Here is a 12,596-nt window from a genome sequence, read left to right as displayed (position 1 = left end):
ATCTGTAATTTTTGGCTGTTCGCAGCGCTCAAAGTGGCGTGCGTGGGTGGTCGCCTAACGTAGATACCATTGGGCAATAGTTTCGGGCTGAACGGAAAAATACATACGGCGTATGTAGTAGTTTTTATGCCCAAGCACGGCGATGGCGAAATCTTCCGAGGCTGATTTCAGTGCTTTACCTGTACGTGAAATACCCAGGCGTTTCATGGCAACCAATACTCTAGCGAAATGGTGTGTTTCCACTTCTGTGGCGGCTAATGTTACTTCTCGGGATTTTAATTGTACTTCAAATAGCCCTTGTTGTTTTCGGCTCACTTGAAGGGTGGGTGTATCTAACCAAATACCTTTCATCTTCCTGTCCTTCGCAACCACTGGTTTGCTAAAACCTTGTAATTCAGACTCCTCAGTCAGATTAATAACCGCGTACAAAATATCGTCGGGTTATTGGTTAAAAGATAGCAGATAGTTTTGGCAGAATGCGCTTATCTTATTAGCCAGATCAATAATTGTGTTGAATACCTGGAAAATAAAAAGCGGGTTAGATCCCAGGGGCATAACCCGAAGACGCTGTTAATCCATTTCGACAAACCGTCTGCCCGCTGTCGGCAGTTGAGCATACTTCCTCAATAATATCGCCTGTTTCATACGGCCGTTCGCTTACGTAGTTCCCCGCCGATGCGTAGTTACAAACGAGGTAGGTTGCCCCAATAGAAGCCAGTGTGCCTGCGCCGCAATAATTCACAGCGCAACCTACTTTGTATGTGTTCGCCCAAACTACCTGGGTAAAATGGCCGCAGGCGTCGGTATCGCAAAAATCATTGACATAATAATCGCCAATGGCGTAGTGATTGCCTTCTTCTACCCATGCGTCGTATCCATTGAGGGTGAACTCCCAGCTTGCTGAGGTAATATTGCTGCTTCCCCAGTAAGCGAGGTTTTCGCCGACACTCTCAGTTCCGTTTATAGGGTTGTTATGGATATCTGTAGGCGACAACAGGTTATATTCAGCTTGACGATTAGGGTTGTGCTGCCATTCACACTGGTTGGCATAGGTTTGTGCAACCTGTTCGAGGTTGGTGTCCCACTGTAGGCGTTTCATGTCGGTGGCAACATCAAAGTTAGCGTATAAACCGGGAAAGTTGCCTAATGCGATTTGCGATCGAGTCTCGTTGTGTTTACACAGAATATAAGCCTTGGCGGTATCGTCGAGATGGTTGCTGGTAATACGGCCGTTATCTACTCCGCAGTCCAGTTGTGTGGTTTTTTCAGTTTCGGGTTCTACGGTTGGTTCAGGGGTAGGCGTAACTGATGGGGTAGATGTAGGTATAGACGTCGGTATAGACGTCGGTATAGACGTCGGTATAGACGTCGGTATAGACGTCGGCTCGTCAGTGGGGTTGGCTCCCGGTTGGGTGGTGGGCTCGCTGGTTGGCTCTTGAGCGGCTTCCTGTGTGGGAGCTGAGGTGGGTGCTTGCCCGCCGCCGCCGCACCCAGCAAGCATTGTCAGTACCATAAGAGTTAAGCTGAGTAGGAGGTGTTTGGATGGAGGAGCGCTTTTGAACATGCTGGACCCTAGCGAAAAGAATTTGGACTGCTTTTTATCATAGCTGCTCTGTTGTTGGTGGAGCTGTGCATCGGATCTCAGACCGATGATTCTTACAAAAAAATAACAATTGCAGAAAGCTAGCATTAATTAGAAGTGTCCATAACTCGGGGATAGGGAAAGTGGGATTTTTATCAAGAATAATACTATGACACACGGTTAGCCGCCGGCTCAGATAGCACTTGATTAGCTAACAGCATACAAACACGTAATTATGGCGTAAGTGAGAAAAGAAAATGGTATTGAGCGGAAAGCAATGCATTGCGGGTGATTGGGTTAAGGGAGATGAAGGTCATTTTTATGCCATTGAGCCTACAACGGCTAAAAAACTACCCACGGCTTATTCCTGCGCGTCTGTCACTCAGGTTGAGCAAGCGCTTTGTGCCGCAGCATCGGCCGCGCCTATTTTGCGTAAGCTTCCCCTTGCCAATATCGCGAATTTTTTGGAAACCTGCGCCGATGAAATTGAACAGCTAGGGGAGCCGCTTTTTCTGTGCTATTGCCAGGAAACGGGTTATGGCTTGGGCAGGGCAAAGGCTGAAACGCAGCGTACTACTCAGCAGTTACGCCTGTTTGCCCAGTATGTTCGTGAGGGAAGCGAGCATTTAGATGTGCGCATTGACACCGCTGAACCGGATCGTAAGCCTTCCCCTCGGCCCGATATTCGTTTTGTTAATCAAGCTATCGGCCCTGTAGTTGTTTTCGGGGCTAGTAATTTTCCGCTTGCATACTCCGTGGCTGGCGGGGATTCGGTTGCGGCGCTCGCGGCGGGTTGTCCGTTGATTGTTAAAGGTCACCCGTCACACCCAGGCACTTGCGAACTTGTAGCGCAGGCTTTGTGTCGAGCTATATGCGCTCACGGCCTGCCAGCTGGAACCTTTTCTCTGATAGTGGACGAAGGCTTCGAAAGGGGGAGGCAGTTGGTGTTGGCGCCGCAGGTGAAGGCGGTAGGTTTTACCGGCTCTTTGGCCGGAGGCCGTGCGCTTTTTGATTTGGCCAATAGTCGAGAGGAGCCAATACCCGTATTCGCCGAAATGGGCTCTATCAACCCTGTCGTTATGTTGCCGCAGCGCTTGACTGAGTGTACGCAAGAGGTTGCGAAAGACTATGTTGATTCGCTAACGCTGGGCACAGGCCAGTTTTGTGTAAACCCAGGCTTGGTATTAGTGCTTAAAAGTGAGGCGTTGCAGACGTTTTACCGGCAGGTTATCCAGAGCCTAGCGGAGGTGGAAGCCGGTGTTATGCTCAATCAGCGTATTTGCCAAGCGTACCTTGCTGGTACATCAGCCCTTCGTCAGCATAGTGAAGTGCATTCGCTGGGGGGCGGGCAACCTGTCGTGCGTGAAGACGGTTATTACGTTCGGGCTGAGGTGTTTACGGCATCGGCTAAAACCTTTTTGGCTGATGTGAGTATTCGAGAAGAAATATTTGGACCTTGCTCACTGATTGTAGAGTGTGAATCGAAACAGGTGTTAGAGCGGGTGTTATCGAATATTCCCGGTCAGCTAACGGGCACCTTACAAGTGAGTGAACAGGAGATGGTCGATTATGTGTCGTTAATCGACCTGCTGTCACAAAAGGTGGGGCGCATTATTATTAATGGGTTTCCAACCGGGGTTGAAGTTGGGCCATCTACGGTTCACGGTGGGCCATACCCGGCAACAACCGATGCGCGTTTTACCAGTGTGGGAACGGCCGCAATATTTCGATTTCTACGCCCGGTAGCGCACCAGAATTTTCCGCAGTCTTTGTTACCCACCGCGTTGAAAAATGAGAACCCCTTGGGCCTTCGGCGCTGTGTAAACGGCGTGTATACGTGCGAGCCCCTTGTATCTGCGTAAAGGGTTTTTCGAGACTTTTCTCATTGATACCTAGTGTATTTTGTGGAGTACGGTGTGGAATATACCTGCGCGAGGCGTAAATGATATTGACTATGTAGAGTGAAAATCCCAGCTTTAGTGGCATAACCACTAGAAACTTGGATAAATCACCGACTAAGATGTTGACCGGTAGGCTCCTGTGTTATGTTCCGGCTCTACCTAATTTGTATGTTTAAGAGGGCGCAGTGTTTTGGCTAGGTATCCTTGTACCTAGGCCTTTTCGAGTAAGGCTGGTTAATAATGATTTTTTGCGCTAGGCGTGCTTGTTGCTCCAGACCGGTACTTTCAACCTGGCTGAAACCTAGTTGATAATCTGAAGTGAGTGATCTACTACTGAGTGTACGACAGGGTTTTGTAGTGGGCCGCGTTAAATACCACAAGGGTTAATTTACTGTTAACATTTCGGAGAGATTCTGATTTCTGCAGGGAAAACATCGGAGTAATAGTATGGCATTGGCACACAGTAGGTCACTGAGTATGGATGAGGTTGCACGGCACCTAGCGGCAAACAATATGTTTGACGGCGTGGAGCCAATGGCTCTCGAAACCATTGCGAAAAAATTCCATTCTAAGACTTATGCGGCCGAGCACAATATTGTTGTTCAAGGTGAGCATGAGGGCGACGTATACCTGCTCATTTCAGGCAGTGTGCGGGCGACCCTGTATTCGCCTTCAGGCCGTGAAATTTCGTATCGGGAATTGTCGGCGGGTGATTTTTTCGGCGAGCTTTCCGCTGTTGATGGCTCTTTGCGTTCAACCCACGTAATTACCAATGAAGAGTGTTGTGTACTGGTGATCGCACGGCAGAAATTTCTAAATTTGATGGAAGAACAGCCGAAGGTAGCGACGGCTGTAATGCAAAAAATGGCGGGGCTTATTCGGTTTCTCTCTGGTCGAATCTATGAATTTAGCGCGTTAGACGTAAATTGTCGTGTACGTATGGAGCTTATTCGTATGGCTGAAATCAAAGGCGAAACCAGTGAGGAGGGGGTTGTTATTCGGGAAATGCCCACCCATCAAGAATTTGCCAGTCGAATTTCAACCCACCGAGAAGCGGTAACACGGGAACTCAATCGATTGATGAAAGTCGGGTATTTATCGCGCATGGAAAAAGGTAAGGGTTTGAACATAAATGATTTAGAGGGTTTGCGCGCATCAATTGAATGTAAGGATTAATAGAGGTGCCCTGTAGAGAACTTAAGACGCTCATGTTGAGTCATTACGTATTTTTTTAGTGCCAGTTTTTAGTACCAGTTCCAATCTTTCGTTATTATTTCCAACCCTTGTTCACGCAGCATTGTAGTAACCTGCTTTACTGTACGCTCGTCACTTATTTCAAATTGTTGCAAGTGAGATTCGGCTTGCGTGCTGTAACCGCCAGGTTGCGTACTGGATTCCGCACTCATAGACGTAACACCCAGCCTACAGATGGCGTTGCGAAATGCCTCATCCTCTCGTGTAGATAGTGTTAAATCGAGATCGGGGTCGAATAATCGCCAAGCGGTGATCAGTTGCACGAGTTGTCGATCGCCTACAGGTTGCTCAACCGCGTAGTCACCTGTGCAAGGACGGAGCCTCGGGAAGCTGACGCTAAAACGTGTTTGCCAGTATGCTTTTTGTAAATAGCGTAAATGCAGGGCGCAAAAGATGGAGTCGGTTCGCCAATCATCCAAACCTAATAAAACACCTAAGCCGATTTTGTGAATACCCTGTTCACCAACACATCCTGGTGCATCGAGACGGGCAATCATGTCGGTTTTATTACCTTTTAGGTGATGCCGAGCGTAGCTTTCACGGTGATAGGTTTCTTGATATAGCGATACACCGTGAAGCCCAGCATCGATAAGTTGACGATACTCTACGGGTTGTAGCGGCTGTACCTCTATAGCTATTTGGGCAAAGTACGGTTTCAGCAAGCGTATTGCCCGCTCAAGGTAGGTTGCGCCAACTGTTTTAGGCGCTTCCCCTGTAACCAGTAAAATATTATCAATATTTTTTGTTTTTAGTGCCTTTGCTTCGGCAATAATTTCTGTCTCACTCAAGGTTTTTCTACGCAGTTTATTGTTTCTGCTGAAACCACAGTAAGTACAAATATTACTGCACACATTACTGAGGTATAACGGTGCATACACTTGCATGGTGTGCCCAAATCGCTGCTGGGTAAGTGCTTGGGATTTTTGCGCCATTAATTCCAGGTAGTTATCGGCAGCAGGTGAAAGCAGTGCTTCAAAGTCGGCGGTACTGAGTTTTGTTTTACACAATGCCCGCTCAACATCGGTGGCTGTTTTGGCGTGGATAGCCTGTTGAATATCGCCCCAGTTATAGCGGTGAAACACATTAGAAAATGGCTGATTCATAGTTGCAAAAATGCCGTTAGTGGGCTGGAGCCTAAAGCCGAAGTTGATGGCTCTGGTAGGCCAGCCTGGTATGCATCTCGGCCGGCGTTTACTGCGCGGTTAAAGGCGCGGGCGACAGCAGCAGGTTTTTTTGCTGTGGCGATCGCGGTATTAACCAGTACTGCGCTGGCTCCCATTTCCATTGCCGCCATGGCGTGGCTAGGTGCCCCGATACCGGCATCGATAATAACCGGCACGTTACTTTGCTCAATAATCATGTGTAAAAAATCGCGTGTGCGTAAACCCTGATTACTACCAATAGGGGCGCCAAGTGGCATTACGGCTACACAGCCGCATTCCTGTAAGCGATAGGCGAGTACCGGGTCAGCATGAATGTAAGGTAGTACGTTAAAGCCTTGCTGTACCAATGTTTCAGCTGCCGCCAATGTTTCTATCGGATCGGGCATTAGGTAACGTGGGTCTGGGTGAATTTCCAATTTTATCCAATTGGTTTTCATGGCTTCCCTAGCCAATTGTGCGGCGAAAATCGCTTCTTCTGCCGTACGTGCGCCGCTGGTATTCGGTAACAGCTTGTAGCCCGCATGTTTTAGTGGCCGATATATGTTGTCACTTGCGCTGCGTAAATCGACGCGTTTCATCGCCAGTGTTACCAGCTCGGAACCTGAGGCAGCCAGTGCTTCAAGCATCGTTTGGGCGGAAGAAAATTTCCCTGTGCCCGTAAACAATCGAGATTTAAATGTATGATCCGCAATTTTTAAATGCATTTTATCCTCCCGCGATAGCACGAAAAACGAGAATGTGGTCGTTCTCTTTTAGTATTTCTGTTTGCCACCGTATACTGGGTATAACTTGATTGTTTATGGCTATGGCACAGCCTTCAAGCTCGGTTTCGGCTAGTTTGAGTACCGACAGCAAACCACTTGCGTGGTTGACTTCCACGCTGTCTTGGTTGATTAAAATACGCATTGATTTTTTCTCGGAATGTATGAACCGTTGCGATGGGGTTTATAGACTCTGTTACGGCCGTAACCACGGCAACGGAATCCACATTACAGTTAAGAACGCTATCGAGGTTATGTAGCTTAATACCGCCAATTGCCACTGTTGGGGCAATACTGGAAGCCCATATATGATATTGGCGCAGCCGATGGATACCCTGAGGGCAAGAGGGCATATCTTTCGTTTCGGTAGGGAAAATATGTCCAAGGGCTATGTAGCTGGGTTTAATGGCCGCCGCCGTTAGTATTTCTCTATAGCCGTGGGTAGAAATCCCTAGTCGTAAGCCTGCGTTATGAATAGCGGTGATATTGGCATCGAGAATATCTTCCTGCCCTAGGTGTACGCCGTAGGCACCATATTTTATAGCTAGCAGCCAATGGTCGTTAATAAATAGCTGTGCGTTAAAGGCTTTTGCCAACTTTATAGCGTGCGATATTTCGCGTTCCAGCTGGTCATTGTTTGCTGAATCTTTAATGCGTAACTGAAGTGTTTTTACGCCAGCGTAAAGTAAGCGCTCGACCCATTTCGAAGAATTAACCACCGCGTAAAAGCGAAAATCTTCGCGGTTTATAGGGGGAAAGGCCTGGGTGTCATTATTTTTTCCTGAAAGCCCTTGGCATATAGGCGGCTGACTCTGGCCACGCCTGGGGCTGAGTGGTGCCAAATTCAACAGTTTGGGTGGTGTGTTGTGTATCTTCACTAAGGAGCGTGTAGCTATTTTCCAAAGCTTGTTGCATGCAGGCTTTTGCAATAACAACGGCATCTTCCAAGGGGTAATGCTGGGCGGCGGCAGCGGTAATTGCACTGGCATAGGTGCAACCTGTGCCGTGATTCCAGCGGGTATTTACGTAAGCCGATTCAAACGACGTAACGCCCGAGGCGTCGATAAATACATCTCGCACAATTGGGCTTGCCGGCAGGTGTCCACCTTTCAATAGAATGCGGGTATAGGTATTTTTATGAGACACGGCGATTGGGTTAAGCATCGCGAAGAGCGCTTTACCAGCACGTTCAAATGCAGAAAAATTATCTATACGGGTATTTAATAGCTGTTCAGCTTCGAGCGTGTTAGGTGTAATTAAATCACATAGTGCGAGTAGTGGACGTAAATCCGTAAGTTGGTGGTGGGGCTCTAATCCACCGGCGCTAGCAGAACACACGGTATCGCATACAACGACGAACGCAGGAACGGTTGTACGTAGTTCGGTAAGTACTTTCACCAAAATTTCAATTTGCGAGCGGTTACCCAGCATGCCAATTTTTATGGCCATGGGCGCGCCCATGGCCAGTAATGTTTCAATTTGCGTAATAAAACTAGCATCGGAAACAGGTTCTAACATTGCTATACCACACTGATTTTGGCTGGTGATACAGCTCACTACGGTTGCCGCAGAACAGCCTAAGGCATTTACGGTAACAATATCTTTCTGTATGCCTGCGCCGCCTGAATTGTCGGAGCCACCAATACACCAGACCCTATTCATAGGTGTCTAACGCGGTGTCTTTTTTCGAATTTGTAGCGTTACGGTATAGCTCGCTGCCGTGGCGACGAAATTTTTGTGACATCTCGGACATACCCTGCGCGGCAAGTACCTCATTTTGTTTGTTATTGGTAATGGACTGCTGCTGAACACTGTCACGAATTTCTTGAGAGATTTCATTGAACAGAATTTTGGCCCGCACATGGAACAAAAGTGGGCTAGCTTGTGCTTTCTTTGGCATTGTTTCGTCGTGATAGGCGCGTGCGGTGTCAGGGTCTAATGCCAGGTTAAATTGGTCTTCCCAGCGAAATTCAAAACGCGCTTTACTCATAGCGTTGTCGCGAATTTGAGCGCCGGGGTGTCCTTTTGCTAGATCGGCGGCATGGCGGCAATTTTGTAGGTGATTAACCCTGTTTAACATCGTTTTTATTGGGCAGGCCAAGATGTTCCTTGGGGTGACGTAACAGAGCATGGCACAGCCATACCAGCCGATTTGTGCCGCGCCAATACCGGAGGTGAAATGGTCGTAACCGGGCGCAATATCGGTTGTAAGGGGGCCGAGCGTGTAAAAAGGTGCGGCGCTGCACTCTTCCAGTTGTAACGCCATATTCTCTTTGATCATATGCATAGGCACATGGCCAGGCCTTCAACCATTACCTGAACGTCGTGTCGCCAGGCAATTTGGTGAGTTCGCCGAGTGTTTTCAGCTCGGCGAATTGTGCTTCGTCGTTTGCGTCGTAAATGGAGCCAGGGCGCAATCCATCACCGGAGCGAAAAGCTTACGTCGTAGCTTTCATTATTTCGCAGATGTCTTCGAAATGGGTTAAAGGAAATTCTCTTGGTGATGAGCGAGACACCATTTCGCCATAATGGAGCCACCGCGGGAAACAATGCCCGTGAGGCGTTTTGCGGTCATTGAATATGATGTAAAAGTAAGCCCGCGTGTATGGTGAAATAGTCTACACCTTGTTCGGCTTGCTCGATTAAGTATCTCGAAATATCGCCCAGGTTAAATCTTCGGCTATACCGCCCACCTTTTCCAGCGCTTGATAAATAGGAACGGTACCAATGGGTACGGGCGAGTTGCGAATGATCCACTCGCGGGTTTCGTGAATGTGTTTGGCGGTTGATAAATCCATAACGGTATCGGCGCCCCATTTGGTGGCCCAAACGAGTTTTTCGACTTCGGTGGAAATGTCAGACGTTACGGCAGAATTCCCTATATTGGCATTTACCTTGACTAAAAAATTTCGCCCAATAATCATCGGTTCTGCTTCAGGGTGGTTGATATTGGCTGGGATGATGGCGCGGCCGCTGGCGATTTCGTTACGCACAAATCCGCTGTTATTGCTATAGGCATATTTGCACCCAGCTGTGCCCGGGTGTGTGTGAGGTCATGTTGGGTAATGGTGATTGGCGCAGTAAATTTCTCTAATGGCGACGTATTCATCTCGGAGGTAACAATGCCTCGACGGGCATAGTGAAGCTGAGAAACGTTTTTTCCTTTTCTGGCCTTGCGAATAGAGGCTTGCAAGGGAAAGCGGTATGGCGTCGAGGTCTAAGCGATTGAAGCGTTGTTCACGAAAATGAGATTCGCTGTGCGTTAATTCTACGGAGTCGTCTCGGTTTTCGATCCATGTCTGCCGAAGCCGAGCAACCCCCAAATTGATATCGGTTTGAACTGACGGGTCGGTGTAGGGGCCAGAGGTGTCGTATGCCAGCACCGCGCGTTAGGCTCGGTGCCAGTGGGGGCCAAATGAATTTCTCGCATGGCAACGTTTAATGCAGTGGTTGGCCCTGGAATAAACACTTTTTGCGAGCCCGGAAAGGGCTCCACAGACAAATTATTAAGATAGCGCGTGCCATAGGAATTCTCCAACGGATTAATGGTTGGTGCGGAGAATAAATTAGTGGTGCGCAGTGAAGATAAACCGGTCAAGATTTTTGTGTAAGTGGAGCACGCATTCAATCAAGCGTTGCTTTTTTACCGGTTTATTCTTGCTCCCTTCGAGGTATTAGCCTGATCAGGTTCCACGGATCCCGCTGATGCGATCTCAGCCAGTAATACTGAGCATCCGACAAGATTTGTGCGTATTTATACGGCTGCTCCTTCCGCAAACGCAGGTAGCAAATGCTGTTTCTGTTAGGTGAGTTACAAAGGCATATTTATCTGTGCATAGGAACAACGCTTGTGGCGCCAAGATTAACATGGCTGTGTTTTTGCCATACAGCCTAGGCGTTTAATTTAGCCTTAACGTGCTGCTAAGGAACGATCTGTTTTATGGATTTCATCCGCAACAGTCAATCGCAAGTGACGCGTCAGGGATGATTTATACGTGTCTGTTTATACTTGAATGGCGGCATCCTTCGGATACATACAGGAAAGTATATTTGGCTTCAGGGACGAAGCCTTTGGGTCCTTCCATCTTGCTTAACAGCCAGTTACGTATGGCTTTGTAACAGCCTTTCGTGCGGTTATGCAATGTAATGGCCACCGTACTTTGCGCGACCTCCCCTAGATAGCTAATTACCTTCTGAGTCCGGCGCTTTTCCATGGTGCTTTAAATATCGTTCGACGTAGCGGAGGCTGTTGTGACTTATTAGTCAAGTTTTCAAAATAATCAGCTCAGAACCAACCATGGCAGATAGCGTTCGCCATTATGCTTGGCATGATAGTGGCATCACCCGCTATACAGGCTGCACATCTCATTATTTTATTCATTGTGCTGTTTTTCGTGTGAATATCGCCAGCTTTGGTTCTCGCGGTAGCCTCTTTTCGGGGCTGGCTATGCTTTTCGACCCATGCTCATCGGTGTGTAGGGGAAAGCTGCTTTCTGGCCATCTGCGCAGGCCTTATGGCAGTCGCTCTACAGCTCTGGCTTGGGCCGCTCCTCAGTTTAACACACGTTAACAATGGGTAGTTTGGTCGTGAGCCTAGTGGTGGCTCCTGTCGTTCTGGTGTTAAGTAAACTGCTTATTGTGCAGTATAGAGAAAGATTTTTGTCGGCAATAAGTAATGGAAAATTGTACAAATGTTACGTGCCAGTACCTTGTGCAGCGAAAGACCGGGCTTGGGGAGTGAAATATGAAATGATTCGTTGGAGTGGATTAGGTATTTTTGTTGGGGTTATCGCGCTGCTTATAGCGGTAACACATTTTTTGTAGACAGCTGGATAGCAAAGGGCATTGAAGCCGTTGCTGGAGATGCCGTAGGGAGCAGAGGTAAATGTAAGTAGCGTTAGCCACAGTTTTCACTTTTGGGGTAACGGTGTCGGGAATTCAAATAACCGATCGGCCAGCCAACCACAACCAAGTACAGCTGGAATCAGTAACAGCAGAATTGAATTTTTGCCGTTACTAATGAAAAAATCATAATTGATGAATTGGCGTGACGGGCGTTCGCTTTGATAGTCAGCGTAGCAAGGCTGGTGAGGTATACTGCGGTGAAAGTGATGCCCTGAAGAGGCTGAAACCGGTTGGGGTTCGATGTGAAGTTGCCTCGGTTGATGAGGTGATAGCGAAAATACCACTGCAGACCGACAAGCGAAGAAGCACGTAAAAGCTAGCTATTCAGCCTCACGACGCAAAACTAAAAGAACAGTTCTCACAGCTTCCCGATGAGAAAGTTCTCCAGGATTACAGCGATAAATTAAACAGTTAACCGAAAAGTTACAAAAATCCCGAAGACTTATTAGCGCTCAAAATGAATTAAATCGTTAAAAAAATCGCTTAATCTGAAAAAAGTAAGATCAATAATTTCGCAAAGTGCAAAGGACGCTCAGGCAGACTTATCAAAAAATATTGCGGCATTGCAAACAGCTACTAGTGAAGATTACAACACGCTAAAGGGAATGCTGGCCGGCGATATGGCAGCACTTTCCGAAATTACAGCGTTAGTTTTTGGCGAGCAGGCCAGAGCGTGGAGTAAACGCCTATTGTCAGCGTATGAGTTGGTAGTACCAATGCTGGAGAGTAAAAAAGAAGTGGAGCAAGTAAAAGGCCGGGAAGAGGGGCGCTGGGTGGAATTTACAGATGCCAGTGCACTACCCGACTTTTTAATTCGGAAAGCGGATGTGTCGCTGGAATGGCAAGGTCAGGGTTTTAACTCTAATTGGAAGGATATAACAACCGATCACGACATTCTTGGTCGTGCGACTACGTTTTCTGTGGATTCAAAGAATACTGCCGCATGGCAGTCACTGGCGGTGAACGGTGACTTCTGGCTGGCTGCAACGGTTTTAAAAGCTAATCAAAATTGGAACCTACAAAAAGTGCT

At 47.8% G+C, this 12,596-nt stretch carries 14 protein-coding genes, 2 pseudogenes and 1 riboswitch; of the genes and pseudogenes, 3 read left to right on the top strand and 13 right to left on the bottom strand.

The annotated features are described in order from the left end of the window. Positions 1-54: 54 nt before the first annotated feature. Positions 55-351: a hypothetical protein gene (locus H5336_RS18405; protein WP_185235938.1), complete on the bottom strand. Its 297-nt coding sequence runs from the start codon at positions 349-351 to the stop codon at positions 55-57. A gap of 187 nt (positions 352-538) precedes the next feature. Continuing rightward, on the bottom strand, positions 539-1,564 hold the full coding sequence (locus tag H5336_RS18400) for a CAP domain-containing protein (RefSeq protein ID WP_185235937.1): 1,026 nt from the start codon (positions 1,562-1,564) through the stop codon (positions 539-541). A 281-nt stretch (positions 1,565-1,845) separates the two neighbouring features. Between H5336_RS18400 and H5336_RS18395 the strand changes: the two genes are divergently transcribed. Together H5336_RS18395 and H5336_RS18390 are read left to right on the top strand one after the other, a co-directional pair. After that, positions 1,846-3,444, top strand: coding sequence for an aldehyde dehydrogenase (NADP(+)) (locus H5336_RS18395; RefSeq protein ID WP_221628234.1), 1,599 nt, complete (start codon positions 1,846-1,848; stop codon positions 3,442-3,444). 486 nt (positions 3,445-3,930) lie between these two features. Beyond that, entirely contained in the window at positions 3,931-4,659 is a 729-nt protein-coding gene (locus tag H5336_RS18390; RefSeq protein WP_185235935.1) for a Crp/Fnr family transcriptional regulator, read from the top strand. Positions 4,660-4,727: 68 nt separating this feature from the next. On the opposite strand, the gene thiH is transcribed toward H5336_RS18390, so the two are convergent. From thiH to H5336_RS23915, 11 genes and pseudogenes are all read right to left on the bottom strand, one after another. After that, positions 4,728-5,840, bottom strand: coding sequence for a 2-iminoacetate synthase ThiH (thiH, locus tag H5336_RS18385; RefSeq protein ID WP_185235934.1), 1,113 nt, complete (start codon positions 5,838-5,840; stop codon positions 4,728-4,730). Beyond that, positions 5,837-6,604: a thiazole synthase gene (locus H5336_RS18380; RefSeq protein ID WP_185235933.1), complete on the bottom strand. Its 768-nt coding sequence runs from the start codon at positions 6,602-6,604 to the stop codon at positions 5,837-5,839. Before H5336_RS18380 ends, thiH begins: the two co-directional genes overlap by 4 nt. Before the next feature lies 1 nt (position 6,605). Next, complete coding sequence (thiS, locus tag H5336_RS23925; protein ID WP_246439538.1) at positions 6,606-6,806, bottom strand: sulfur carrier protein ThiS; 201 nt, start codon at positions 6,804-6,806, stop codon at positions 6,606-6,608. Further along, entirely contained in the window at positions 6,718-7,539 is an 822-nt protein-coding gene (gene thiE, locus H5336_RS18370; RefSeq protein ID WP_313557895.1) for a thiamine phosphate synthase, read from the bottom strand. The genes thiS and thiE overlap by 89 nt, the downstream gene beginning before the upstream one ends. Continuing rightward, positions 7,433-8,323: a hydroxymethylpyrimidine/phosphomethylpyrimidine kinase gene (locus H5336_RS18365; RefSeq protein WP_185235930.1), complete on the bottom strand. Its 891-nt coding sequence runs from the start codon at positions 8,321-8,323 to the stop codon at positions 7,433-7,435. The genes thiE and H5336_RS18365 overlap by 107 nt, the downstream gene beginning before the upstream one ends. Beyond that, positions 8,316-8,948, bottom strand: coding sequence for a phosphomethylpyrimidine synthase ThiC (locus H5336_RS23495; RefSeq protein ID WP_376766556.1), 633 nt, complete (start codon positions 8,946-8,948; stop codon positions 8,316-8,318). The genes H5336_RS18365 and H5336_RS23495 overlap by 8 nt, the downstream gene beginning before the upstream one ends. A gap of 25 nt (positions 8,949-8,973) precedes the next feature. Then, a complete protein-coding gene (locus tag H5336_RS23490; RefSeq protein WP_281385709.1) occupies positions 8,974-9,078 on the bottom strand; it encodes a phosphomethylpyrimidine synthase ThiC in 105 nt (34 codons plus the stop codon). 65 nt (positions 9,079-9,143) lie between these two features. Further along, positions 9,144-9,236, bottom strand: a complete 93-nt coding sequence (locus tag H5336_RS23920; protein WP_376766555.1) for a phosphomethylpyrimidine synthase ThiC — start codon at positions 9,234-9,236, stop codon at positions 9,144-9,146. Between the two features lie 67 nt (positions 9,237-9,303). Next, positions 9,304-9,654: a phosphomethylpyrimidine synthase ThiC gene (locus H5336_RS23485; protein WP_313557887.1), complete on the bottom strand. Its 351-nt coding sequence runs from the start codon at positions 9,652-9,654 to the stop codon at positions 9,304-9,306. Positions 9,655-9,714: 60 nt separating this feature from the next. After that, positions 9,715-10,044 carry a hypothetical protein gene (locus H5336_RS23110; RefSeq protein ID WP_313557885.1) on the bottom strand — a complete coding sequence of 110 codons (330 nt, stop codon included), beginning with the start codon at positions 10,042-10,044 and terminating at the stop codon, positions 9,715-9,717. Between the two features lie 20 nt (positions 10,045-10,064). Continuing rightward, a pseudogene (locus H5336_RS23915) lies at positions 10,065-10,157 on the bottom strand (hypothetical protein); the annotation flags it as partial. A 148-nt stretch (positions 10,158-10,305) separates the two neighbouring features. Continuing rightward, positions 10,306-10,408, bottom strand: a riboswitch (TPP riboswitch). 1,721 nt (positions 10,409-12,129) lie between these two features. On the opposite strand from H5336_RS23915, the pseudogene H5336_RS18355 reads away from it, so the two are divergent. Further along, a pseudogene (locus tag H5336_RS18355) lies at positions 12,130-12,596 on the top strand (TIGR03545 family protein); the annotation flags it as partial.

It is taken from the genome of Teredinibacter franksiae (genome assembly GCF_014218805.1).
Taxonomy (GTDB): domain Bacteria; phylum Pseudomonadota; class Gammaproteobacteria; order Pseudomonadales; family Cellvibrionaceae; genus Teredinibacter; species Teredinibacter franksiae.
Note: the sequence above shows the minus strand (reverse complement) of the source record. Positions and strands in the feature narration are given on the sequence as shown.

What these genes read in the sequence shown, in the direction of transcription:
- H5336_RS18405 (WP_185235938.1), bottom strand. Translation starts at nt 351, where the DNA reads ATGAAAGGTATTTGGTTAGATACACCCACCCTTCAAGTGAGCCGAAAA.
- H5336_RS18400 (WP_185235937.1), bottom strand. Translation starts at nt 1,564, where the DNA reads ATGTTCAAAAGCGCTCCTCCATCCAAACACCTCCTACTCAGCTTAACT.
- H5336_RS18390 (WP_185235935.1), top strand. Translation starts at nt 3,931, where the DNA reads ATGGCATTGGCACACAGTAGGTCACTGAGTATGGATGAGGTTGCACGG.
- thiH (WP_185235934.1), bottom strand. Translation starts at nt 5,840, where the DNA reads ATGAATCAGCCATTTTCTAATGTGTTTCACCGCTATAACTGGGGCGAT.
- H5336_RS18380 (WP_185235933.1), bottom strand. Translation starts at nt 6,604, where the DNA reads ATGCATTTAAAAATTGCGGATCATACATTTAAATCTCGATTGTTTACG.
- thiS (WP_246439538.1), bottom strand. Translation starts at nt 6,806, where the DNA reads ATGCGTATTTTAATCAACCAAGACAGCGTGGAAGTCAACCACGCAAGT.
- H5336_RS18365 (WP_185235930.1), bottom strand. Translation starts at nt 8,323, where the DNA reads ATGAATAGGGTCTGGTGTATTGGTGGCTCCGACAATTCAGGCGGCGCA.
- H5336_RS23495 (WP_376766556.1), bottom strand. Translation starts at nt 8,948, where the DNA reads ATGCATATGATCAAAGAGAATATGGCGTTACAACTGGAAGAGTGCAGC.
- H5336_RS23920 (WP_376766555.1), bottom strand. Translation starts at nt 9,236, where the DNA reads ATGACCGCAAAACGCCTCACGGGCATTGTTTCCCGCGGTGGCTCCATT.